The organism is Oryzihumus sp., from assembly GCF_054325275.1.
Genome location: NZ_JBTCWL010000019.1, coordinates 1 through 22,460, shown reverse-complemented (window position 1 = coordinate 22,460; position 22,460 = coordinate 1). Strand labels below are relative to the sequence as shown.

Genomic DNA, 22,460 nt, shown 5'->3' with positions numbered 1-22,460 from the left:
GCCCTCCTGGACCAACAGGCCTACTGGATCAGGCCTACTGGATCAGGCCGCGGTCGCGCAGGCTCTGCAGCGCCTCGTCGAGGATCGCCTGGCCGTCTGCGTCGCTGCGCCGCTCCTTCACGTAGGCCAGGTGCGTCTTGTACGGCTCCACCCGCGGCGGGGCCGGCGGGTTGTCCTTGTCCTGGCCGGCGGGGAAGCCGCAGCGCGGGCAGTCCCAGGTCTCCGGGACCGACAGGCCCGGCTCCTCGGCGAAGCTGGGACGGGTCTCGTGCCCGTTGGAGCACCAGTACGAGATGAAGACGCGCGGTGCGGCGTCACCCCGCTCGGCCTCTCCCATGGGACCCGCTCCGACCCGGCTGCCCCGAATCGCGTTGCCACCTGCCACTGTTGTGCTCCTCGACGTCGTGCTCGTAGTGCGTGCCCGGTGCGCCGTCGGCGCCCGGGCGGGGTGGGTCAGCTCGGCGAGAACCGCTCGATCAGGCCGAGGCCGACCACGCAGGTGAACCAGACGATGCCGACGGCGACGGTGAAGCGGTCGAGGTTGCGCTCGGCCACCGACGACCCGCCCATGGTGCTGGACATGCCGCCACCGAACATGTCGGAGAGGCCGCCGCCCTTGCCCTTGTGCATCAGGATCAGCAGGGTCAGGAACAGGCCCGTCAGGACGAGCAGGACCTGCAGCCCGATCTTCACCGCAGTCACGGTCACACCTATCTCATCGAGTTCACCAGAGGGCACACGCCTCACGCGCGCGCCAAGGGCTCAGCCTACCTGCTGGCCCCGGGGCCACCAACCGACCCGCCGCCGTCGAGGCCACGGGCCGGGCGCACCGGCTCAGCCGGCGGTGACGTGCTCGCGGTAGCGGCAGATGGAGGCGAACTCCTCCACCACGATCGAGGCGCCGCCGACCAGCGCGCCGTCCACGTCCGCCTCGGCCATGATCGCCGCGACGTTGGCCGCCTTGACCGACCCGCCGTAGAGGATGCGGATGCCGTCGGCGGTGTCACCGGAGTACAGCTCGGCCAGACGGGTGCGGATCGCGGCGCACACCTCCTGGGCGTCGGCCGGCGTGGCGACCTCGCCGGTGCCGATGGCCCACACGGGCTCGTACGCCACCACGACGGAGCGCACCTGCTCGGCCGTGACGCCCTCGAGCGCGGCGTCGAGCTGGGCCAGCACGTGGGCGACGTGGCCGTCGGCCCGGCGCACGTCCAGGCCCTCCCCGACACACAGGATCGGGGTCAGCCCGTGGCGGTAGGCCGCCTTGACCTTGGCGTTGACGGTGGCGTCGTCCTCACCGTGGTACTCCCGCCGCTCGCTGTGCCCCACGACGACGTAGGTGCAGCCGAGCTTGGCCAGGAACGCCCCGGACACCTCACCGGTGTAGGCGCCGGCGTCGTGCACGGACAGGTCCTGCGCGCCGTGGGCCAGCCGCAGCCGGTCGCCCTCGATGAGGGTCTGCACGCTGCGCAGGTCGGTGAACGGCGCCAGCACGGCGACCTCCACCGCCTCGTAGTCGTGCTTGGCGTCGCGCAGGGTCCAGTCCAGCTTCTGCACCAGGTGCGTGGCCTGCAGGTGGTCCAGGTTCATCTTCCAGTTGCCCGCCATCAGGGGCGTGCGACCGGCCGGCTTGGCTGCCATGGGGCTCCTCGGGGATGCGTATGCGGGGGGGCCGGGCCGGGTGCCCCGGCCCGGCCCACCGTGGTGGTTCGGTTGCGGCGGGTGTCAGTCCTGCTCGAGCACGGTCAGGCCAGGCAGGGCCTTGCCCTCGAGGTACTCCAGGCTGGCGCCACCGCCGGTGGAGATGTGGCCGAACTGGTCGTCGGCGAAGCCGAGCTGGCGCACCGCCGCGGCGGAGTCACCGCCCCCGACGACGGTCAGCGCCCCACCCCGGGTCGCCTCGACCAGCGCCTCGGCGACGGCCTGGGTCCCCGCGGCGTAGGGGGCCATCTCGAACGCGCCCATGGGGCCGTTCCAGAACACCGTGCGCGCGTCGGCGAGCCTGGCGGCGAACGCCTTGGCCGACTCCGGCCCGATGTCCAGGCCCATGCGGTCGGCCGGGATGGCGTCGGCGGCCACGACGTCGTGCGCCGCGTCGGCGGAGAAGGCGTCGGCGGCGACGATGTCGGTGGGCAGCACGATCTCGACACCGCGCTCCTGCGCCTGCTGGAGGTAGCCCTTGACCACCTCGACCTGGTCGGCCTCGAGCAGGCTCTTGCCCACCTCGTGTCCCTGGGCCTTGAGGAAGGTGAAGACCATGCCGCCGCCGATCAGCAGCCGGTCGGCCGTCTGCAGCAGGTTGGCGATGACGCCGAGCTTGTCGCTGACCTTGGCGCCGCCGAGCACCACGGCGTAGGGGCGCTGCGGGTCCTGGGTCAGGCGCTGCAGCACGTCGACCTCGGCCCGCACCAGCCCGCCGGCGTAGTGCGGCAGCAGCTGCGCCACGTCATACACGCTGGCCTGCTTGCGGTGGACCACGCCGAAGCCGTCGCTGACGAACACGTCCGCCAGGGCCGCGAGCTCACGCGCAAACGCCTGACGTTCGGCGTCGTCCTTGCTGGTCTCCCCCGCGTTGAAGCGCAGGTTCTCCAGCATCGCGACCTGGCCGTCGGCGAGGCCGTCGACCAGGGCGCGGGCGGACACACCGACCGTGTCCCGGGCGAGCGTCACGTCGGCGCCGAGGAGCTCCCCGAGGCGGGCCGCCGCGGGCGCCAGGGAGTACTTCGCCTCCGGGGCGCCCTTGGGCCGCCCGAGGTGGGCGCACACGACGACGCGTGCGCCCGCCCCGGTGAGGGCCTCGATGGTCGGCACCGAGGCGCGCACCCGGCCGTCGTCGGTGATCGTGCCGTCGGCGTCGAGCGGGACGTTGAGGTCGCTGCGGACGAGGACGCGCTTGCCGCGCACGCCGTTCGCCAGCAGGTCGTCGAGGGTCCGCATCAGGCTCAGAGGCGCTTGCCGACGTAGGTGACTAGGTCGACGAGGCGGTTGGAGTAGCCCCACTCGTTGTCGTACCAGCCGACGACCTTGACCTGGTTGCCGATGACCTTGGTCAGCGGCGCGTCGAAGATGCAGGACGCGGGGTCGGTGACGATGTCGGTGGAGACGATCGGGTCCTCGTTGTAGGTCAGGAAGCCCTTGAGCGCACCCTCGGCGGCAGCCTTGACGGCCGCGTTGACCTCCTCGACCGTCGTCTCGCGCGAGACCTCGACGGTCAGGTCGGTGGCCGAGCCGGTGGGCAGCGGCACGCGCATGGCGTAGCCGTCGAGCTTGCCCTTGAGCTCCGGCAGCACCAGACCGATCGCCTTCGCGGCGCCGGTGGAGGTCGGCACCATGTTGAGGGCGGCGGCGCGGGCACGGCGCAGGTCCTTGTGCGGCGCGTCCTGGAGGTTCTGGTCCTGGGTGTAGGCGTGGATGGTCGTCATCAGGCCCTTGACGATGCCGAACTCGTCGTTGATGGCCTTGGCCATCGGCGCCAGGCAGTTGGTGGTGCAGGAGGCGTTGGAGATGACCGTGTGCGCCTCGGGGTCGTAGTCGGCGTGGTTGACGCCCATGACCACGGTGAAGTCCTCGTTGGAGGCCGGCGCGGAGATGATGACCTTCTTGGCCCCGCCGGCGTCGACGTGCGCCCGGGCCTTGGTGGCGTCGGTGAAGAAGCCTGTCGACTCGATGACCACGTCGACACCGAGGTCCTTCCAGGGCAGGGCGCCCGGGTCACGCTCGGCGAGGATCGTGATGGTCTTGTCGCCAACCTTGATGCCGTCACCCTCGACCGAGACGTCCTCGGGGAAGCGACCGAGGATCGAGTCGTACTTCAGCAGGTGGGCCATCGTCTTGAGGTCACCCAGGTCGTTGGCGGCGACCACCTCGATGTCGGCGCCGGATGCCTCGACGGCGCGGAAGAAGTTACGGCCGATGCGGCCAAAGCCATTGATACCAACGCGAACAGTCACTGGGGGTCCAGCCTCTCCTCGATCACATGGTGCACGGGCCCGGGCCACCGCGGCGCGAGCCTGCTGTTGAACGACGCCTCGACCCTAGGGGATACCGATGGGTAGGACGTCAGGTGGTCGGCGCAGTCTCAGGCGTCGAGCATGTCGGCCGTCAGGTTGGCGTCGGTGCCCGGGATGCCGAGGTCGGCGGCGCGCTTGTCGGCCATGGCCAGCAGGCGCCGGATCCGCCCGGCGACGGCGTCCTTGGTCATCGGCGGCTGCGCCAGCTGGCCGAGCTCCTCGAGGCTGGCCTGCTTGTGCTCCAGGCGCAGCCGGCCGGCGTCGAGCAGGTGGTCGGGCACGTCGGCGCCGAGGATCTCCAGCGCGCGCTCGACCCGGGCACCGGCCGCGACCGCCGCGCGCGCCGAGCGGCGCAGGTTGGCGTCGTCGAAGTTGGCCAGCCGGTTGGCGGTGGCGCGCACCTCGCGGCGCATCCGGCGCTCCTCCCACGCCAGCACGGCGTCGTGGGCGCCCATGCGGGTGAGCATCGCCCCGATCGCGTCGCCGTCGCGGATGACCACGCGGTCGACGCCGCGGACCTCGCGGGCCTTGCTCTGGATGCCGAGCCGGCGCGCCGCACCGACCAGCGCCAGCGCCGCCTCGGGGCCGGGGCAGGTCACCTCGAGCGAGGAGGACCGACCCGGCTCGGTCAGCGAGCCGTGGGCGAGGAACGCGCCGCGCCAGGCCGCCTCGGCGTCGCAGACGGCCCCGCTGACGACCCGCGGGGGCAGCCCGCGGACCGGACGCCCGCGGGTGTCGATCAGGCCGGTCTGGCGGGCCAGGGCCTCACCGTCCTGGACGACGCGCACGACGTAGCGGCTGCCCTTGCGCAGGCCGCCGGCCGCCAGCACCATCACGTCGCTGGAGTGGCCGTAGACCTCGGTGATGTCCTTGCGCAGCCGTCGCGCCGCCTGTGCCGTGTCGAGCTCGGCCTCCACGACGATCCGTCCCCCGACGATGTGCAGCCCCCCGGCGAATCGGAGCATGGCCGACACTTCTGCCTTGCGGCAGCACGGTTTCGTCACCTGCAGACGGCTGAGCTCGTCCTTCACCTTCGCCGTCATCGCCATGGGGGCCATCCTGCCATCCGGTGCCACCCGGTCGTGGCCGAAGGTGGCAACAAACCCGCCGGCGGGGTCAGGTCAGGACGTCGCGGTATGCCGCAGCGAGGCGCAGCTCGTCATGCTGGCCGGGCTGGTCGGTCGCCGCCACGGGCACGACGACGAGGTCGGCCCCGAGGTCTTCGCAGACCCGGCGCAGCAGCTTCTCGTCGGTGACCACCCGCGGGTCGGCGAGCACCACGTCGAGGTGCAGGTCGGGCGCGTGGGCGGCCAGCACCTCGAGGTGGTTCTCGGCCGAGAAGCCCTCGGTCTCTCCGGTGTGCATCTGCAGGTTCAGGGTCAGCAGCCGGCGCGCGCCGGTGCCGACGATCGCGTCGCGCAGCCCCGGCACGAGCAGGTGGGGCATGACCGAGGTGAACCAGGACCCCGGCCCCAGGACGACCCAGTCCGCCTCGTCGACCGCGGACACCGCCTCGTCGCACGCCGGTGGCGCCTCCGGGTCGAGGCTGATGCTCAGCACCCGCCCCGTGGTGGTGGCCACCTCGACCTGGCCCGTGACCACGCTGATGTCCAAGGGCCGCGCCGGGTCCTCGCCCATCACGTCGGCGCGGATGGTCAGCGGCACGGCCGCCATCGGCAGCACCCGGCCACGGGCGTTGAGCAGCCGGCCGACCATGTCCAGGCCGGTGACGGTGTCACCGAGCTGCTCCCACAGCGAGACGATGAGCAGGTTGCCCAGGGCGTGGCCGCCGAGCTCACCGTCCCCGTGGAAGCGGTGCTGGAGCACGTCCCGCCACAGGTGGCCCCACTCGGTGTCCTCGGTGAGCGCGGACAGCGCCATCCGCAGGTCGCCGGGCGGGAGCACGTCGAACTCCCGGCGCAGCCGGCCGCTGGAGCCGCCGTCATCGGCGACCGTGACGACGGCGGTGATGTGGTCGGTGACGTGCCGCAGGGCCGCCAGGGAGGCGGCCAGGCCGTGGCCTCCGCCCAGGGCGACGACGGAGGGCCCGCTCACTCGCGGCCCAGGTCTCGGTGCACCAGGATCGTGGCCACCTCGTCGGAGGAGAGCCGGGCGGCCAGCGCCTCGGCCACGGCGACGGAGCGGTGCTTGCCGCCGGTGCAGCCGACCGCGAGGGTGACGTAGCGCCGGCCCTCACGCAGGTAGCCGCCGACCACCGGGTCCATGAGGTCCACGACCCGGTCGACGAACTCCTTGGCGCCCGGCTGGCTCATGACGTAGTCGGCCACCGGGGCGTCCTTGCCGGTCTGGGAGCGCAGCTCGGGCACCCAGAACGGGTTGGGCAGGAAGCGCATGTCGAAGACGAGGTCGGCGTCGAGCGGGATGCCGTACTTGAAGCCGAACGACATCACCGCGAGGCGCAGGCGCGGGCCGCCCTCGATGGCGAACACCTGGGAGACCTTGGCGGAGAGCTGGTGGACGTTCAGCCCCGAGGTGTCGATGAGGATGTCGGCCTCGGAGCGCAGGTCGCCGAGCAGCGTGCGCTCCCGGGTGATGCCGTCGAGCAGCCGGCCGTGGCCCTGCAACGGGTGCGGCCGTCGCACGCTCTCGAACCGGCGCACGAGCGCCTCGTCGGTGGCGTCGACGAACACGACGTTGGGCTTCCAGCCCCGGCTGCGCAGGGTCTGCAGCGCCTCGCGCAGGGCCGTGAAGAAGGTGCGGCTGCGCACGTCGACGACGACGGCGAGCTGGGAGACCCCGCCGCGGGAGTGCTCGGCGAGCTCGGCCATGGGCAGGATCATCTGGGGCGGGAGGTTGTCGACGACGTACCAGCCGAGGTCCTCGAGCACGTTGGCTGCCGTGGACCGCCCGGCGCCGCTCATGCCGGTGAGTACCACCACGTCCGTCGGCGCGTTGGCGGGCCCGCCTGTGTCACTCACGTGTGCTCCCCTTTGCACGTCATCAGTCCAGCACCTCACCGGTGGTCACGTTGACCGCCGGCGTCGCGGTCTGCTGCTCGGCAGCCAGCGTCGTATGAATCGTGGCAGCAAGCGCGGGTCCGATGCCGGGAACCGCGCGAATCTCCTCCTCCGTTGCGGCCCGGACCTTCTTGACCGACCCGAAGTGCTTGAGCAGCGCCTTGCGCCGCGTGGCGCCAAGCCCCGGGATGGTGTCCAGCACGCTGCTGGTCATCGCCTTGGACCGCCGCTGCCGGTGGAAGGTGATCGCGAACCGGTGCGCCTCGTCGCGCAGCCGCTGCAACAGGTAGAGGCCCTCGCTGGTCCGCGGCAGGATCACCGGGAAGTCCTGCCCGGGCACCCAGACCTCCTCGAGCCGCTTGGCCAGGCCGACGAGGGCGACGTCGTCGATGCCGAGCTCGTCGAGCACCGCCTGGGCGGCGTTGACCTGCGGCAGGCCGCCGTCGACCACGACGAGGTTGGGCGGGTAGGCGAACCGGCGCGGCCGCCCGGTGTCGGGGTCGATCCGCGCGCCGGCCGGGCCGTCCTCGTCCTCACCGAGCCGGTCGTCGACCTCGAGGTCGGTGGCCTCGGAGCGGTCGTCGAGGTAGCGCCGGAACCGGCGGGTCAGCACCTCGCGCATCGCGGCGGTGTCGTCCACCTGGACCGGGCCGTCGGCGGCTGCGCCGTCCGCTCCCCCGCCGTCGGCGCCCGCGGCGCCACGCACGATGAACCGGCGGTACTCGGACTTGCGCGGCAGGCCGTCCTCGAAGACCACCATCGACGCGACGACCTGGGTGCCCTGGATGTGGCTGACGTCGAAGCACTCGATGCGCAGCGGCGCGTCGGGCAGCTCGAGGGTCTGCTGCAGCTCCTCGAGGGCGAGGCTGCGCGCGGTGAGGTCGCCGGCGCGGGCGACCTTGTGCCGGGCCAGGGACTGCTCGGCGTTGCGCCGCACGGTGTCCATCAGGGCGCGCTTGTCGCCCCGCTGCGGCACCCGCAGGTCGACCTGCGCACCGCGCAGCCCGGTCAGCCACTGGCCGAGGTGGGCAGCGTCCTCGGGCAGGACGGGGACGAGGACCTCGCGCGGGACCCCCTCTGGTGACTCCCCGCCATACACCTGCTGCAGGAGGTGCTCAACCAGGTCGGGCACGGCCTCGTCGTCCTTCTCGACCACCCAGCCGCGCTGGCCGCGCACGCGGCCGCCCCGGACGTGGAACACCTGCACGGCGGCCTCGAGCTCGTCGTCGGCCAGGGCGAACACGTCGGCGTCGGTGGCGTCGCCGAGGACCACCGCGGACTTCTCCAGCGCCCGCTGCAGCGCGCCGATGTCGTCGCGGAGCCGGGCCGCCTGCTCGTAGTCCATCTCGGCGGCCGCGTCCTTCATGCGCTGTTCGAGGCGCTTGACGAACTTGGTGGTGTTGCCGGCCATGAAGTCGCAGAAGTCCTCGGCGATGGCGCGGTGCTCCTGCTCGCTGACCCGGCCGACGCAGGGCGCCGAGCACTTGTCGATGTAGCCGAGCAGGCAGGGCCGGCCCACCTGGCCGGCGCGCTTGAACACCCCGCCGCTGCAGGTGCGCATGGGGAACACCCGCAGCAGCAGGTCGAGGGTCTCGCGGATGGCCCAGGCGTGGGCGTAGGGGCCGAAGTAGCGGGTGCCCCTGCGCTTGGCGCCGCGCAGCACCTGGGCCCACGGGAACTCCTCGCCCATCGTCACCGCGAGGTAGGGGTAGGACTTGTCGTCGCGGTACTTGACGTTGAAGCGCGGGTCGAACTCCTTGATCCAGGAGTACTCCAGCTGCAGCGCCTCGACCTCGTTGCTGACGACGGTCCACTCGACGCTGGCGCCGGTGGTGACCATCGTGCGGGTGCGCGGGTGCAGCGCGGCGATGTCCTGGAAGTAGGAGGAAAGGCGCGAGCGCAGCGACTTGGCCTTGCCGACGTAGATGACCCGCCCGGTGGCGTCGCGGAAGCGGTAGACGCCCGGGTCGACAGGGATCTCCCCCGGCTTGGGACGGTAGGACGAGGGGTCGGCCACGCCCCCACCCTATGAGGCGGGACCGACCGACCCCGTCGCCGCCTCAGGTGACGGTGATCCCGTCGGCGCTGACCTTGACGCTCTTGGGCGCCAGCGGGGCGGTCGCCGGGCCGCGCTTCACCGCGCCCGTGGCGATGTCGTACTGGCTGCCGTGGCAGCCGCAGTTGATCGTGCCGCCGGAGACGTCGGCGACGATGCAGCCCTGGTGGGTGCACACGGCCGAGAACGCCTTGAACTCCCCGGACGCCGGCTGGGTGATGACCACCTTGGCGTCGGCCAGCACCTTGCCCCCACCGACCGGGACCTGCGCGGACTTGACCGCGTTCTTCGCGGCGTCGGTGGCGGAGCCGACGGCCTGCGACGCGGCGGAGGACGCAGCCTCGCCCGCGCTGCCGCACGCGGCCAGGGCTGCCGCTCCGGCGACCACGGCGCCGATGGCGCCCGCGCCACGCAGGACGGTGCGGCGGGCGAGACAGCCTGCGCAGGCCTCGACAGGGGTCTGGTGGTCGAGCTCGGTCACTGCAGCCTCCCGGGTCCGTGCCGGCGACGCCGGCGACTGTCGGGGACAACGTAGACACCCTGCCTGTGGTTCACCCACTCCCGCGCACGATTTCCTGTGCGCAGGCTCTGTCCGGACGGGCGCGCATCGGGGACAGTTGTCCCCATGGAGCTCGCGGAGTACCAGGGGTTCACCGACTCCCTCACGGAGTCGCTCGGGGGACGACCGGAGGTCCTGGGCCTGGTGGCGCTCGGGTCGATGGCCCTGCGCGACTACGCGCCCGACCGGCACAGCGACCACGACTTCTTCGTGGTCACCAGGCTCGGCGCCGCGGAGATGCTGCGCAGCGACCTGTCCTGGCTGCCGGACAGTGAGCGGATCTCGTTCAGCTTCCGGGAGACCGCCCACGGCCTGAAGGTCCTCTACGACAGCGGCCACCTGCTGGAGCTGGCCGTGTTCGAGCCGGACGAGCTCGCCCTCGCCCGCGTCAACCGGTATCGCGTGCTGCTGGACCGCGCGGACGTCACCGAACGGCTGGCGGCCGTGGCGGCCGCCACGAGCGCGGTGGTGGACAAGGAGGCCGAGACCGACGAGTACCTCGTCGGGCAGTTCCTCACCAACGTCCTCGTCGGCGTCGGGCGCTGGCGCCGCGGGGAGAAGCTCAGCGGCCGGGCCCTGGTGCAGAGCGCCGCCGTCCGCCACCTGCTGGTGCTGCTCAACCGGCACGTGGTCAGCGCCAACGCCGGGCTGCTGGACTCGCTGGAGCCGACCCGCCGGTTCGAGCGGGTGCACCCGCTGCTGGGCGCCGAGCTCGACGATGCCCTGTCGCTGGACCTGCCGGAGTCGGCGGTGCGGCTCGTGGACCTCGCCGAGTGGGAGCTGCGCAAGCGCGCCCCGGGGATCGAGTGGCCCACCGAGGCGTTCTCGCTGGTGCGCCAGCAGATCTCCCCGCCGCCGCGGGAGCGCCGCAAGCACCCCGAGTCGTAGACCGACCCGGGGCGCCGCGGCGCCCGGAGTGCTCAGGACACCTGGGTGCTCAGGACTTCGGGCGGGTAGCCCTGGTCGCCGCCTTCTTGGCGGTCGCCTTCGCGATGCCGGACTTCGCAAACCCGGACTTCGCAACCCCGGACTTCGCGGCCCCGGTCTTCGCAGCGGTCGCCTTCCGGGCCGGCGAGGTCGCCGACGAGGTGGCCGTCTTGCGCGAGGAGGCCCGGGCCGCGGCCACGGTCTTGGGCGCCGTGGCGCCGCCCCGGGCCGGTGCACCGGCCTTGCCTGAGGCCGTGACCGCGGACCCCGTGGCCCGTCCCGGTGTCCGCGCGCTGCGGGCCAGGATCGGGGCGAGGAACCGCCCGGTGTGGCTCTCCTCGTGGGAGGCGACGTCCTCCGGCGTGCCCGTGGCGACGACCTGGCCGCCCCGGTGACCGCCTTCGGGACCCATGTCGACGATCCAGTCGGCGTTCTTGATCACGTCGAGGTTGTGCTCGATGACGATGACCGTGTTGCCCTTGTCCACCAGGCCCTGGAGCACCCCGAGCAGCTTGCGGATGTCCTCGAAGTGCAGGCCGGTGGTCGGCTCGTCGAGGACGTAGATCGTGCGCCCGGTCGAGCGCTTCTGCAGCTCGGAGGCGAGCTTGACCCGCTGGGCCTCACCGCCGGAGAGGGTCGGCGCGGGCTGGCCGAGGCGGACGTAGCCCAGGCCGACGTCGACGAGGGTCTTGAGGTGGCGCGAGATCGCCGGCACGGCCTCGAAGAACTCCGCGGCCTCCTCGATCGGCATGTCGAGGACGTCGGCGATCGTCTTGCCCTTGAAATGCACCTCGAGCGTCTCGCGGTTGTAGCGCGCGCCGTGGCAGACCTCGCACGGGACGTAGACGTCGGGCAGGAAGTTCATCTCGATCTTGATCGTGCCGTCGCCGGAGCACGCGTCGCAGCGACCGCCCTTGACGTTGAACGAGAACCGGCCCGGCATGTAGCCGCGGATCTTGGCCTCGGTGGTCTCGGCGAACAGCTTGCGCATGTTGTCGAAGACCCCGGTGTAGGTGGCCGGGTTGGACCGCGGGGTGCGCCCGATGGGGCTCTGGTCGACGTGGACGACCTTGTCGAGGTGCTCGAGGCCCTTGACCGTCTTGTGCCGGCCGGGCACGTGGCGGGCGCCGTTGAGCTTGTTGGCCAGGACGTTGTAGAGGATGTCGTTGACCAAGGTCGACTTGCCCGAGCCGGACACGCCCGTCACCGCGACGAGGTTGCCGAGCGGGAAGCTGACGTCGACGCCGTCGAGGTTGTGCTCGCGCGCCCCGACCACGGTGACCTCGCGGCCCTTCTCCTGCGGCCGCCGCAGCTCGGGCACCTCGATCTCACGGCGGCCCGACAGGTAGGCGCCGGTGATCGAGTCGGGGTGGGTCAGCAGGTCGGCGACCGGGCCGGAGTGGACCACGTGGCCGCCGTGCTCACCGGCGCCGGGGCCGATGTCGACGACCCAGTCGGCGGTCGCGATGGTGTCCTCGTCGTGCTCGACGACGATGAGGGTGTTGCCCAGGTCGCGCAGCCGGGTCAGCGTCTCGATGAGCCGGTGGTTGTCGCGCTGGTGCAGGCCGATCGACGGCTCGTCGAGGACGTAGAGCACGCCGACCAGGCCCGACCCGATCTGGGTGGCCAGGCGGATGCGCTGGGCCTCGCCGCCGGAGAGGGTGCCTGCCGGCCGGTCGAGCGAGAGGTAGTCCAGGCCGACGTCGAGCAGGAAGCCCAGCCGGGCCTCGATCTCCTTGATCACCCGCTCGGCGATCTGCCGCTCGCGAGAGGTGAACTCCACCCCCTGGAGGAACTGCGCGCAGTCGGCGATCGCGAGCGCGCAGACCTCGGAGATGCTGCGGCCGCCGACGAGGACCGCCAGGGACTCCGGCTTGAGGCGGGCGCCCTTGCACTCGGGGCAGGGCACCTCGCGCATGTAGCCCTCGTAGCGCTCCCGGCTCCAGTCCGAGTCGGTCTCGGCGTGGCGGCGCTTGACGAACGGCACCACGCCCTCGAAGCCGGTCGTGTAGGACCGGTCGCGGCCGTAACGGTTGCGGTACTTGACGTGGACCTTGTAGTCCTGCCCGTAGAGCAGCGCGTCACGGGCCCGCTCGGGCAGGGAGTGCCACGGCTTGTCGAGGCTGAACTTCAGGTCCTCGGCGAGCGCGCCGATGACCCGCAGGAAGTAGTCGGCCGAGCCGGACCCCTGCGCCCACGGCGCGATCGCGCCGTCGCGGATGGACAGGTCCTCGTCGGGCACGAGCAGCTCGGGGTCGACTTCGAGCTCGGTGCCCAGGCCGGTGCACTTGGGGCAGGCACCGAACGGGCTGTTGAACGAGAACGAGCGCGGCTCGACCTCGTCGATGGCCAGCGGGTGGTTGTTGGGGCAGGCCATCTTCTCGGAGAAGCGACGCTCCCGCTCCGGGTCCCTGGCGTCAAGGTCGACGAAGTCGACGATGAGCACCCCGCCGGTCAGCGACAGCGCGGTCTCCACCGAGTCGGTCAGCCGCCGCTTGGCGCCGGCGTCGTCGCCCTTGGCCACGAGCCGGTCGATGACCACCTCGATGGTGTGCTTCTTCTGCTTCTCCAGCTTGGGCGGCTCGGTGAGGGTGATGACCTCGCCGTCGACCCGAGCCCGGGAGAAGCCCTTGGTCTGCAGCTCGGCGAACAGGTCGACGAACTCGCCCTTGCGCGCCTGGACGACCGGCGCGAGCACCTGGAAGCGGGTGCGCTCGGGCAGCTCGAGCAGCCGGTCGACGATCTGCTGCGGGGTCTGCCGGGTGACCGGCTCGCCGCACACCGGGCAGTGCGGCCGCCCGGCGCGGGCGAACAGCAGGCGCAGGTAGTCGTAGACCTCGGTGATCGTGCCGACCGTGGAGCGCGGGTTGCGGTTGGTGGACTTCTGGTCGATCGAGACCGCCGGGCTCAGGCCCTCGATGAAGTCGACGTCGGGCTTGTCCATCTGCCCGAGGAACTGCCGGGCGTAGGCCGACAGGGACTCGACGTAGCGCCGCTGCCCCTCCGCGAAGATCGTGTCGAACGCCAGCGAGGACTTGCCGGAGCCGGACAGGCCGGTGAACACGACGAGGCTGTCGCGCGGCAGGTCGACCGAGACGTCCTTGAGGTTGTGCTCGCGCGCACCGCGCACGATCAGGCGGTCATGGGTATGGCGAGTGGTCACTTCGGGCACGTCCGCCATGCTAGGTGCCCCGGCCGACATACCCACCCCCGCGCCCGCCGGGCACCCCCGAGACCTGCGGCGACGCGCCGCCCGCCGGCGTGCCGGGCGGCGCTCCAGCCACACGGCATACAGTCCGGGCATGGCACTCCCGATCGAGGACTATGCCCTGCTCGGCGACACCGGCACCGCCGCACTCGTCGGGCGCGACGGCTCGGTGGACTGGCTGTGCCTGCCGCGCTTCGACTCCCCCGCCTGCTTCGCCGCGCTGCTCGGCACCCCCGAGCACGGCCGCTGGCTGCTCGGCCCGGTCGAGGCGGCGCGCACCACCAGGCGCTACCTGGGGTCCAGCTTCGTGCTGGAGACCACCCACGAGACCGACACCGGGGTGGTCCGGGTCACCGACGTCATGCCGCTCGGCGACGGCCGCGCCGACATCGTCCGCCGCGTGCAGGGTGTCTCGGGCACGGTCCGGGTGCGGCACGAGTGGGTGGTGCGCTTCTCCTACGGCAAGGTCCGCCCGTGGGTGAACCGGCACAAGGACGACCACGGCCACGAGTGGATCTCGGCGATCGCCGGGCCGGACATGCTCGTGCTGCGCGGGGACCGGCTGCCCCAGCCCGAGGACGGCCACCACGTCGACGAGTTCGAGGTCGCCGCCGGTGACGAGCTGACCTTCTCCACGACCTGGTTCAAGTCCCACCACCCCGTGCCCGAGCCGCTCGACGTCGACGAGCGGATCGCCGAGACGCTGGCGCGCTCGGAGCACTGGGCCGGCAACTGCGACCACACCGGCCCGTGGCGGGAGGCGGTGGTGCGCTCCCTGCTGGTGCTGCGGCTGCTCACCCACGCGGGCACCGGCGGCATCGTCGCCGCCCCGACGACCTCCCTCCCGGAGGACTTCGGCGGCCACCGCAACTGGGACTACCGCTACTGCTGGCTGCGGGACGCCTCGCTGACCCTGCAGGCCCTGCTCGGCTCGGGCTACCTGGAGGAGACCCTGCTCTGGCGCGGCTGGCTGCTGCGCGCCATCGCGGGCGACCCCGCCGACATGCAGATCATGTATGCGGTGGACGGCGGCCGCGAGCTGCCCGAGCGCGAGCTGGACCACCTGCCCGGCTACGCCGGGTCCCGGCCGGTGCGGGTCGGCAACGGCGCCGTGGAGCAGCGGCAGACCGACGTGCTCGGCGAGGTCATGGCCGCGTTGGAGCAGGCCCGCCGGATGGGGCTGAAGGAGACCGAGGACTCCTGGGCGCTGCAGAGCGCGCTCGTGGAGGAGCTGGCCGAGCACTGGGACGAGCCGGACAACGGCCTGTGGGAGATCCGCGGACCGCAGCGGCAGTTCACCCACTCGCGGGTCATGGTCTGGGCGGCCTTCGACGCCGCGGTGTCGGCGGTGGAGCGGCACGGCCTGTCCGGGCCGGTGGACCAGTGGCGCGCCATCCGCGACGAGGTGCACCGCGAGGTCCTCGAGCGCGGTTTCGACGCCGAGCGCGGCACCTTCGTGCAGCACTACGACACCTGCGAGGTCGACGCCTCCCTGCTGCTCATCCCCGCGGTCGGCTTTCTGCCCGGGAACGACCCGCGCGTGCTGGGCACGATCCGGGCCGTCGAGGAGGACCTGATGCACGAGGGTCTGGTGCTGCGCTACCGCACGCAGAGCGGCGTCGACGGCCTCAGCGGGGACGAGCACCCGTTCCTGGCCTGCTCCTTCTGGCTGGTCTCGGCCTACGCGCTCGCCGGCCGCCGGGCCGAGGCCGAGGCGCTGATGGGCCGGCTCGTCGGCCTGGCCAACGACCTGGGGCTGCTCGCCGAGGAGTACGACCCGGTCCGCGAGCGCATGGTCGGCAACTTCCCGCAGGCCTTCTCGCACCTGGCCCTCATCGGCGCGGCGATGACCCTGCGCGACGGCTCGCCGGAGCGCGCGCGGCCGTTCGGCGGCAGCTAGGTTGAGCGCCATGGCTGCCACCTCGCACCTGGCCGACAACCTCGCGCTGCTCGAGGTCGAGACCGCCGCCCTGCTGCGCACCGCGTCGGCCCTGGACGAGGTCTCGGTGCGTCAGGGCAGCCTGTGCGAGGGGTGGTCGCGGGCGCACGTCCTGTCCCACCTTGCCCGCAACGCCGACGCCCTGGGCCATCTCGTGCACTGGGCGGTGACCGGGGAGCCGACACCCATGTACGCCTCCCCCGAGGCCCGCGACGCCGACATCGAGGACGGCGCCCGGCGACCGCTGAGCGCGATCCTGGCTGACCTCGAGGCGTCGGCGGCCCGGTTCGCCGCCGCCGCGCCGGAGCTGGAGGGCGAGCCGGAGGCGGCCGAGGTGGAGATGCGCGGCGGGGTGCGCGTCAGCGGCGGGTCCCTGCCGACCCTGCGGCTGCGCGAGGTGGTGTTCCACCACGTCGACCTCCGCGCCGGATACGGCTTCGCCGACGCCGACCCCGGGTTCGTGCGCCGGTCGGTCGACCACGCCATCGGCCGGCTGCACGCCCGGGACCTGTCCCTGACGCTGCGCTCCCGTGAGGGTGGTGAGTGGACCGTCGGCAGCGGCGGGCAGGTGGTCACCGGCACCGACGCCGCGCTGCTGGCCTGGCTGGCACGGGGCGTGGACCTGGGCCTGTCCAGCGACCGCCCGGTCCCCGCCCCGCCGTCCTGGGGCTGACGCCGCGCGAAAGGGGCGTCGGCGGGCCCGAGCGGGTCAGCCGCTGCGGCCGGCCATCGGGGCGTGGTGGCCCGTGGGGTGGTTGCCCCCGCCCGCGCCTCCAGTCCCGCCTCCCGTGGGCTCCTCGTCCAGGCCCCCCCGGCGGGCCAGCGCGACGGCGGTGAGCGCCGAGTGCACCTCGAGCTTGTGCAGGATGCTCTGGACGTGGGTCCGCACGGTGTTCGGCGACACCTGCAGCAGCTCCCCGATCTGCTTGCGGGCCATGCCCTGCATGAGACATCGCAGGACCTCCCGCTCGCGCGGCGTCAGCCGCTCGACCGCCTCCCCCTCCGCGGACAGCTCCCGTCCCCCGCCGGCGAGGCCGTTGAGCATGCGCTGCAGCATCGCCGCGGGCACGTGCGTCTCGCCGCGGGCAGCACCCCGCAGGGCCGAGACCAGGCCCTCGATCTCACCGTCCTTGGTGACCCAGCCCCGCGCCCCGACCTGGACCGCCTCCAGCATCCGGCTGGTGTCGCGGGCCCCCGTGACCACCACCAGCGCGGTCTCGGGGTACTGCGCGGCGATCTTGCGCCCCAGCTCGAGCCCGTCCTCACCCGCGAGGTCGAGGTCAAGGGTCACCACGTCGACGGGGTGCTCCTGCATCACGCGCAGCGCCTGGTCAGCGGTCGACGCCGTACCCACCGGTTCGAAGTCCGGCTGCGACCCGAGGAACTGGGCCAGCGCCTCTGCGAACACCGGGTGGTCGTCGACCACGAGCACCCTGATTGTCTGTGCGGCCATGGTGTACAGCCTGTGGGAGACGGCATCTGCGCAGATCAGGCGAAGGAGGGACCGTCGCCTCATGCAGATGCACGGGGGGATCGCCTCAGCGCATCCGCGGAGGCCACATCTCGGGGGTGCCGTGGGCGGTCATCAGGGCTGCGACCTGGAGGCGGGAGTGCACACCGAGCTTGGCGAGCAGGTTCTGGACGTGGGTCCGGGCGGTGCTGCGGCGCACCCCGAGGCTCTCGGCCATCTCGTCGGTGGACTGGCCGTCCATGATGCAGCGCATGACCTCCCACTCACGGTCGGTCAGGAACTTCAGCACCCACAGCGGGTCGTCCACCGCCGGGCGCGGGCGCAGGGCCTGCTGCAGCAGCACCGGGTCCACCGCCGTCTGGCCGCGCCGGGCCTGCTCGAGGGCGCCGACGATGTCGGCCACCGGGCGGTCCTTGCCGATGAAGCCGTGCGCGCCCTGGGCGATCGCCTCGGCCACCACGCTGTGGTCCGCCGAGGCGGACAGGATGACGATCTTGGCGGTGGGACAGGCCTGCCGCAGGTCGCTGATCGACCCCAGGGCGGTCCCGTCAGGGAAGTTGAGGTCCAGCAGGACGGCGTCTGGCTGGTGCTCGCGCACCGCGGCCACCGCATCGGTGGTGTTGACCGCCATGGCCAGCACCTCCTGGCCGCTCTCGCCGAGGGCGAGGCTCAGCGCCTCGAGCAGCAGCCTGTGGTCATCGCAGACGACGAGACGCACGACACATCACCGGACCAATCTCTCAGGAAGCAGCCGCAGCGGGGGCGACGGCGGGCAGCGTGATCCGGGCAACGGCGCCCCGGGACTCACCGGGAACCAGCTCGAACCGCCCGCCGCACGAGGCGACGAGGGCGCGGGTGATCGTGAGGCCGAGCGAGGTGCGCGAGGCGACGTGCCCGAGACCGGGCCCGTCGTCACTCACGGTCACCGTCACGACCCCGAGGGACTGCTGCACCGAGACGAGGACGTGACCGCCCTCGCCGGCAGCGCGCACGGCGTTGTCGACCAGGCAGCCGATGGCCCGACTCAGCGCGACCGGCTTGGCCAGCACGATCGCTGTGTCGTCATGGGCGCAGCTGACCTCGCCGGCGGCCGTGGGCTGGGCACGCACGGCGCACATCTCGGCCAGGTGCCCGGCGTCGACGTACTCGGCCAGGTCGGACTTGGCCCCGACGAGGACCTCGTCGACCATCTCGGCCAGCCAGGAGGCCTGCTCGAGGATGCCGTCCATGCGCCGCCGGACGTCGCCGCCGTCCGAGGCGGCCAGGAGACGGATGGCCGCGAGCGGCTGGCGCAGGTCATGGCACAGGGCCCTGATCGTGTCGACGTCAGACCCCTGCGCCAGTGGCGCCCGCGAGGGGTCGTGCACCACAGCTGTTGTCATCTCAGCACCTCAACCCAGGTCTTGGGGGAGGGACCGACCACGGCCGTACGGGCGTGTCCGGAGCCCTTACCTACGCCAAGTTAGGTGCCTCCGTGGAGGACGGGCCATAGTCAATCGTGACTATTGGCGGGCGAAACTTTTGCCGGAGACAGATCAGGCATTTGCCAAGATGGGCTCATGGCTTACACCGGTGACGTGACCCCTGGCGGGCCCAGCCAGACCCGCGAGCTGCCCGCCCTGACGATCCGCAAGGCAAGCGTGTCCGCGATGGACAACAACGTCTACCTGCTCACCTGCCGGGCCACCGGCGCCCAGATGCTCGTCGACGCGGCCGACGACGCCCCGCGGGTCCTGGCCCTGCTGAAGGAGGGCACCGGCGGCCTGGACCTGGTCGTCACCACCCACCAGCACTGGGACCACCACCGGGCCCTGGCCGAGGTCGTGGCCGCGACTGGTGCGGCGACAGCGGCGGGCGAGGCGGACGCCCCGCACCTGCCGGTGAAGCCGGATCAGCTTCTACACCAAGGTGATTCGGTGACATTCGGGGAGATCAGCCTCGACGTGGTCCACCTCCGCGGGCACACGCCCGGGTCCGTCGCCCTGGCCTACCGGGACCCCGAGGGGGGCACCCACCTGTTCACCGGTGACTCGCTGTTCCCCGGCGGCGTGGGCAACACCGGCAAGGACGCGGCCCGCTTCACCTCGCTGCTCGACGACGTGGAGCAGCGCGTGTTCGGCGTCTACGACGACCGCACCTGGGTCTACCCCGGCCATGGCCGGGACACCACCCTGGGCGCGGAGCGCCCGCACCTGCCGGAGTGGCGCGAACGCGGCTGGTAGGACCTTCGTCCTGACTACTCCCTACCCGGCGGGGGCTGGCGGTCAGGCCGTGTCGCGGGCGGCGAGCCGCTCCCGGTGGGCCCGCGCCTTGGCGCGGTTGCCGCAGACCTCCATGGAGCACCACTGCCGGGACCGGTTGCGCGAAATGTCGTAGAAGGCCCACCGGCAGTCGTCGGCCGGGCAGATCTTCACGCGGTCCAGCCGCTGCTCGATCGCCACGGTGGCCACGGCGGCCGCGAGGAAGCCCACGGGGTTCGCGGCGCTGAGCTCCACCTGGCCGTCCCCGGTCAGTGCCACCTGGATGCCGACCTCGCGCACCTGGGCGCACGGCTCCCCCGCCGCCCGGGCCCGCAGGTCGTCGCGCAGCTGCCGGGCCTGGGCGAGCTCCTCCCCCGTGGCCGCGTCGAAGCAGCCGAGCTCATGCGCCTCGAGCCACCCCTGCCAGGCCTGGGCCGAGGCCAGCAGGTCCGTGCCCTCGTCCACGTCGAGCGTGTTGAGGAAGTCGACCAGCAGCTCGGCGGGGTCCCCGCAGACATCCAGGAGCACGAGGGGTCGGGTTCCGGACACGCCTGCGCTCTTTTCTGCCATGTAACCACCATAGCCGAAAAGGTGGTTGCGCAACAGCGAGGGTAACTGCCATCATCATTTCACCGGTTAGCACAGACGGTGACCGGTGAACCGGAGGAGAGATCGACATGCTGAACCCCGAACTGACGCGGGCCCTGGCTGACGAGCGCATCCACGAGCTGCACCGCCGGGCGGACCACACCCTGCCCGTCAGTGCCGCCAGCGCACGGTTCCTGGGGCTCCAGGCCCTGGGCCGTGGCCACCTTCCGCACCTTCCGCACCTTCCGCACCTGACCCGCCGGGCCCGTACGGCGGCCCGCGCCGCCGCGGCTGCCGCCAGCACCACGACGGCGCAGGCAACCGGCCACCCGGCAGGCAGCTCCCCGATGGGCTGCGCCGCGTGAGCACCCCCACCACCGGCGTGGGGGTCGGAGCGCTCGACGCCGTCGTGCTCGACTGCCCCGACCCCCGCGCCCTGGCGCAGTTCTACGCCGCCCTGCTCGGCACCACGGTCAGCTCGGACGAGGACTCCGGCGAGGACGGTGCCTGGGTGAGCCTGGAGGCCGCGCCGGGCGGGGTCTCCCTGGGCTTCCAGCGCGCGTCCCGCTACGAGCCGCCGGCGTGGCCGGACGGCCCGCCCCAGCAGCTGCACCTCGACGTGGCCGTGACGGACCTCGTCGCCTCGCACCAGCAGGTGCTCGCGCTGGGCGCCCGGCCGCTGGACCCGATCACCGACCCGCAGCCGGGCGACACCCGCACGTTCAGGGTCTACGCGGACCCGGCAGGGCACCCGTTCTGCCTGTGCCGCTGCTGAGCCAGTCCCCCACGGCCGCGCCGACCGCGGCGATGGACGGCCACACCAGCGAGCCGTGGTCCACCTGGCCGTCGCCCAGGGCGGTGGCGGTCACCGCCACCGCCGCCCAGCGGCCGTCGCACTCCAGCAGGCCGACGTCGTGGCGGATCCCGGGCAGCTCGCCGGTCTTGTTGCCGCAGACCACCGCCTCCGGCAGCAGGGCCGGCAGCCCGTCGCGCAGCTGCTGACGGCCCAGCACCTCGAGCGCGTCCCGCGTCTGCTGCGGGGGCAACGCCTCACCCCGTCGCAGCGCCGCCACGAGCGCGGCGAGGTCGCGCGCGCTGGTGAGGTTCTCCCGACCGGCGTCTCGGGCGGCGAAGTCCATCATCCGTCGCTGCAGCCGGGTGTCGGCCAGACCCAGCTCGGCAGCCACCGCGGCCAGCTCGTCCGGATCGACCAGGTCGAGCACCACGTTGGTGGCGTCGTTGTCGCTCAGCGTCACCATCAGCTCCAGCAGCTCCCCCAGGCGCAGCCGGGTGACCGAGCCCAGCGCCTGCAGGGGCCCGCTCCCCCCGACCCGGTCCGCCGGCGCCGGCAGGTCGAGCAGGTCCCCCATGCGGCTGCGGCCGTCCGCCACCCGCCGCAGCGCGGCGACCAGGACGAGGACCTTGATGGTGGAGGCCGACGGGACGACCCGGTCACCCCCAAGGTCCACGACCACGCCGGAGGGGTCCTGCACGACCACCCCGAGCGTTCCCGGGGCACGCCGGATGATGGACCTGATCTCCTCAGCGAGCACGACATGTGAGTATGGCCTGCGTGGAGAACCGCATGTACGTCACCGTGCCGGTGACCGCCCTCTGGACCAGCGCCCGGGCCCCCCGGGAGATCGACGGCCCCGCCGTGGCCGAGCAGCCCGATGTCGAGGCCTGGCTCGCCCTGCTCGACGACGCCGTCCCCGAGGGCCGGCTCGGCCTGCACGGGCGGGTGCTCACCCAGCTCGAGCGCGGCGAGCCCGTCCTTGTGCTCGACCGCTCCGACGACGGCTGGGCGGAGGTCGTCTGCCCCTGGCAGCCGAGCTCCCTGGACGCCCGCGGCTACCCGGGATGGGTGCCCCTGTCCCACCTCGTCGCCGAACGCCCCGAGGACGCCGCCGCTGCCCCCGACCACGCCACCGACGGCACCGTGACCACGCCGCGGGTCGAGGGGACCTTCCTCGAGCAGGCGGGACGGCACGTCGGTCTGCGCTACCTGTGGGGCGGCATGTCCGCGGAGGGGCTCGACTGCTCCGGCCTGGTCCACCGCGCCATGCGCGAGCTCGGGGTGGTGGTCCCCCGCGACGCCGACGACCAGCACGACGCGTGCGAGCCCGTGCCGCTGGAACAGGTGCGCCCCGGCGACCTCTACTTCTTCGCCCGCGAGGGCCGGCGCGCCCACCACGTCGGCATCGTCACCGCGCCGGGCCGGATGCTGCACGCCCCGGAGAACGACGGCCTCGGCGTGATCCTCGAGGAGGACCTCGACGCCGACCGGCTGGCCACCCTGGCCGGGGCCGGACGCTTCCCGGGCGCGCCGCACACGAGCTGATGCCCCGCCGGCCGCCCGCGCCGCTGCTGGTCGTGGCCGCGGTCGTGTCCGTGCAGTTCGGCGGCGCACTGGCCGCCACCCTGGTGCCAGTGGTCGGTGCCGCCGGGTCGGTCGCGCTGCGCCTGGTCATCGCGACGGCCCTG

23 protein-coding genes are annotated in these 22,460 nt (G+C 72.6%); 7 read left to right on the top strand and 16 right to left on the bottom strand.

What is annotated here, in order from left to right:
- Positions 1–34: 34 nt before the first annotated feature.
- From ACXVGS_RS06895 to ACXVGS_RS06850, 10 genes are all read right to left on the bottom strand, one after another.
- The gene (locus ACXVGS_RS06895) at positions 35–385 is read right to left on the bottom strand and encodes an RNA polymerase-binding protein RbpA (RefSeq protein WP_141788513.1); all 351 of its coding nucleotides are present in this window, start codon (positions 383–385) and stop codon (positions 35–37) included.
- Between the two features lie 68 nt (positions 386–453).
- The gene (gene secG, locus ACXVGS_RS06890) at positions 454–702 is read right to left on the bottom strand and encodes a preprotein translocase subunit SecG (protein WP_458530330.1); all 249 of its coding nucleotides are present in this window, start codon (positions 700–702) and stop codon (positions 454–456) included.
- 132 nt (positions 703–834) lie between these two features.
- Entirely contained in the window at positions 835–1,641 is an 807-nt protein-coding gene (gene tpiA / locus ACXVGS_RS06885; RefSeq protein WP_458532363.1) for a triose-phosphate isomerase, read from the bottom strand.
- An 84-nt stretch (positions 1,642–1,725) separates the two neighbouring features.
- Entirely contained in the window at positions 1,726–2,937 is a 1,212-nt protein-coding gene (locus ACXVGS_RS06880; RefSeq protein WP_458532670.1) for a phosphoglycerate kinase, read from the bottom strand.
- A 5-nt stretch (positions 2,938–2,942) separates the two neighbouring features.
- The gene (gene gap / locus ACXVGS_RS06875; protein WP_141788517.1) at positions 2,943–3,950 is read right to left on the bottom strand and encodes a type I glyceraldehyde-3-phosphate dehydrogenase; all 1,008 of its coding nucleotides are present in this window, start codon (positions 3,948–3,950) and stop codon (positions 2,943–2,945) included.
- 128 nt (positions 3,951–4,078) lie between these two features.
- Positions 4,079–5,059 (bottom strand): DNA-binding protein WhiA, encoded by a 981-nt coding sequence (gene whiA / locus ACXVGS_RS06870; RefSeq protein WP_141788518.1) that lies wholly within the window; start codon positions 5,057–5,059, stop codon positions 4,079–4,081.
- A gap of 67 nt (positions 5,060–5,126) precedes the next feature.
- The gene (locus ACXVGS_RS06865; RefSeq protein WP_458529665.1) at positions 5,127–6,065 is read right to left on the bottom strand and encodes a gluconeogenesis factor YvcK family protein; all 939 of its coding nucleotides are present in this window, start codon (positions 6,063–6,065) and stop codon (positions 5,127–5,129) included.
- Entirely contained in the window at positions 6,062–6,949 is an 888-nt protein-coding gene (gene rapZ, locus ACXVGS_RS06860; protein WP_458532668.1) for an RNase adapter RapZ, read from the bottom strand. Before rapZ ends, ACXVGS_RS06865 begins: the two co-directional genes overlap by 4 nt.
- A gap of 22 nt (positions 6,950–6,971) precedes the next feature.
- Positions 6,972–9,005 carry an excinuclease ABC subunit UvrC gene (gene uvrC, locus ACXVGS_RS06855; RefSeq protein WP_458536770.1) on the bottom strand — a complete coding sequence of 678 codons (2,034 nt, stop codon included), beginning with the start codon at positions 9,003–9,005 and terminating at the stop codon, positions 6,972–6,974.
- Positions 9,006–9,048: 43 nt separating this feature from the next.
- Positions 9,049–9,525: a Rieske (2Fe-2S) protein gene (locus tag ACXVGS_RS06850; RefSeq protein WP_458529668.1), complete on the bottom strand. Its 477-nt coding sequence runs from the start codon at positions 9,523–9,525 to the stop codon at positions 9,049–9,051.
- Between the two features lie 144 nt (positions 9,526–9,669).
- On the opposite strand from ACXVGS_RS06850, the gene ACXVGS_RS06845 reads away from it, so the two are divergent.
- On the top strand, positions 9,670–10,491 hold the full coding sequence (locus ACXVGS_RS06845) for a hypothetical protein (RefSeq protein WP_458529669.1): 822 nt from the start codon (positions 9,670–9,672) through the stop codon (positions 10,489–10,491).
- Between the two features lie 49 nt (positions 10,492–10,540).
- Here ACXVGS_RS06845 and uvrA read toward each other — a convergent pair whose 3' ends face one another.
- Entirely contained in the window at positions 10,541–13,711 is a 3,171-nt protein-coding gene (gene uvrA / locus ACXVGS_RS06840) for an excinuclease ABC subunit UvrA (RefSeq protein WP_458536769.1), read from the bottom strand.
- Positions 13,712–13,832: 121 nt separating this feature from the next.
- On the opposite strand from uvrA, the gene ACXVGS_RS06835 reads away from it, so the two are divergent.
- Both ACXVGS_RS06835 and ACXVGS_RS06830 read left to right on the top strand, forming a co-directional pair.
- Positions 13,833–15,638 carry a glycoside hydrolase family 15 protein gene (locus ACXVGS_RS06835; RefSeq protein ID WP_458533506.1) on the top strand — a complete coding sequence of 602 codons (1,806 nt, stop codon included), beginning with the start codon at positions 13,833–13,835 and terminating at the stop codon, positions 15,636–15,638.
- A 10-nt stretch (positions 15,639–15,648) separates the two neighbouring features.
- The gene (locus ACXVGS_RS06830; protein ID WP_458536768.1) at positions 15,649–16,350 is read left to right on the top strand and encodes a maleylpyruvate isomerase family mycothiol-dependent enzyme; all 702 of its coding nucleotides are present in this window, start codon (positions 15,649–15,651) and stop codon (positions 16,348–16,350) included.
- Positions 16,351–16,386: 36 nt separating this feature from the next.
- Here ACXVGS_RS06830 and ACXVGS_RS06825 read toward each other — a convergent pair whose 3' ends face one another.
- The 3 genes from ACXVGS_RS06825 to ACXVGS_RS06815 all read right to left on the bottom strand — a co-directional run bounded on the left by ACXVGS_RS06825 (position 16,387) and on the right by ACXVGS_RS06815 (position 18,530).
- Entirely contained in the window at positions 16,387–17,130 is a 744-nt protein-coding gene (locus ACXVGS_RS06825; protein ID WP_458529673.1) for a response regulator, read from the bottom strand.
- Between the two features lie 85 nt (positions 17,131–17,215).
- A complete protein-coding gene (locus ACXVGS_RS06820) occupies positions 17,216–17,866 on the bottom strand; it encodes a response regulator (RefSeq protein ID WP_458529674.1) in 651 nt (216 codons plus the stop codon).
- 22 nt (positions 17,867–17,888) lie between these two features.
- Positions 17,889–18,530 carry a sensor histidine kinase gene (locus ACXVGS_RS06815; RefSeq protein WP_458536767.1) on the bottom strand — a complete coding sequence of 214 codons (642 nt, stop codon included), beginning with the start codon at positions 18,528–18,530 and terminating at the stop codon, positions 17,889–17,891.
- 177 nt (positions 18,531–18,707) lie between these two features.
- On the opposite strand from ACXVGS_RS06815, the gene ACXVGS_RS06810 reads away from it, so the two are divergent.
- The gene (locus ACXVGS_RS06810; RefSeq protein ID WP_458532307.1) at positions 18,708–19,370 is read left to right on the top strand and encodes an MBL fold metallo-hydrolase; all 663 of its coding nucleotides are present in this window, start codon (positions 18,708–18,710) and stop codon (positions 19,368–19,370) included.
- A gap of 42 nt (positions 19,371–19,412) precedes the next feature.
- Here ACXVGS_RS06810 and ACXVGS_RS06805 read toward each other — a convergent pair whose 3' ends face one another.
- Complete coding sequence (locus tag ACXVGS_RS06805) at positions 19,413–19,937, bottom strand: CGNR zinc finger domain-containing protein (protein WP_458529677.1); 525 nt, start codon at positions 19,935–19,937, stop codon at positions 19,413–19,415.
- Positions 19,938–20,065: 128 nt separating this feature from the next.
- Here ACXVGS_RS06805 and ACXVGS_RS06800 point away from each other — a divergent pair, with 128 nt between their 5' ends.
- Together ACXVGS_RS06800 and ACXVGS_RS06795 are read left to right on the top strand one after the other, a co-directional pair.
- Positions 20,066–20,341: a hypothetical protein gene (locus ACXVGS_RS06800; RefSeq protein WP_458529678.1), complete on the top strand. Its 276-nt coding sequence runs from the start codon at positions 20,066–20,068 to the stop codon at positions 20,339–20,341.
- Complete coding sequence (locus ACXVGS_RS06795; RefSeq protein WP_458532308.1) at positions 20,338–20,751, top strand: VOC family protein; 414 nt, start codon at positions 20,338–20,340, stop codon at positions 20,749–20,751. The genes ACXVGS_RS06800 and ACXVGS_RS06795 overlap by 4 nt, the downstream gene beginning before the upstream one ends.
- Here ACXVGS_RS06795 and ACXVGS_RS06790 read toward each other — a convergent pair.
- Positions 20,699–21,529 (bottom strand): serine hydrolase, encoded by an 831-nt coding sequence (locus ACXVGS_RS06790; protein ID WP_458532309.1) that lies wholly within the window; start codon positions 21,527–21,529, stop codon positions 20,699–20,701. The two genes, ACXVGS_RS06795 and ACXVGS_RS06790, sit on opposite strands and share 53 nt — an antisense overlap.
- A gap of 20 nt (positions 21,530–21,549) precedes the next feature.
- Between ACXVGS_RS06790 and ACXVGS_RS06785 the strand changes: the two genes are divergently transcribed.
- A complete protein-coding gene (locus ACXVGS_RS06785; RefSeq protein ID WP_458529681.1) occupies positions 21,550–22,317 on the top strand; it encodes a C40 family peptidase in 768 nt (255 codons plus the stop codon).
- Positions 22,318–22,460 lie beyond the last annotated feature (143 nt).

Bases quoted from the DNA above. Each gene is read 5' to 3' on its own strand.
- tpiA (WP_458532363.1), bottom strand. From the start codon at position 1,641: ATGGCAGCCAAGCCGGCCGGTCGCACGCCCCTGATGGCGGGCAACTGG.
- ACXVGS_RS06825 (WP_458529673.1), bottom strand. From the start codon at position 17,130: ATGGCCGCACAGACAATCAGGGTGCTCGTGGTCGACGACCACCCGGTG.
- ACXVGS_RS06810 (WP_458532307.1), top strand. From the start codon at position 18,708: ATGGCTTACACCGGTGACGTGACCCCTGGCGGGCCCAGCCAGACCCGC.
- ACXVGS_RS06835 (WP_458533506.1), top strand. From the start codon at position 13,833: ATGGCACTCCCGATCGAGGACTATGCCCTGCTCGGCGACACCGGCACC.
- ACXVGS_RS06880 (WP_458532670.1), bottom strand. From the start codon at position 2,937: ATGCGGACCCTCGACGACCTGCTGGCGAACGGCGTGCGCGGCAAGCGC.
- ACXVGS_RS06830 (WP_458536768.1), top strand. From the start codon at position 15,649: ATGGCTGCCACCTCGCACCTGGCCGACAACCTCGCGCTGCTCGAGGTC.
- ACXVGS_RS06800 (WP_458529678.1), top strand. From the start codon at position 20,066: ATGCTGAACCCCGAACTGACGCGGGCCCTGGCTGACGAGCGCATCCAC.
- ACXVGS_RS06845 (WP_458529669.1), top strand. From the start codon at position 9,670: ATGGAGCTCGCGGAGTACCAGGGGTTCACCGACTCCCTCACGGAGTCG.
- whiA (WP_141788518.1), bottom strand. From the start codon at position 5,059: ATGGCGATGACGGCGAAGGTGAAGGACGAGCTCAGCCGTCTGCAGGTG.
- uvrA (WP_458536769.1), bottom strand. From the start codon at position 13,711: ATGGCGGACGTGCCCGAAGTGACCACTCGCCATACCCATGACCGCCTG.
- ACXVGS_RS06815 (WP_458536767.1), bottom strand. From the start codon at position 18,530: ATGACAACAGCTGTGGTGCACGACCCCTCGCGGGCGCCACTGGCGCAG.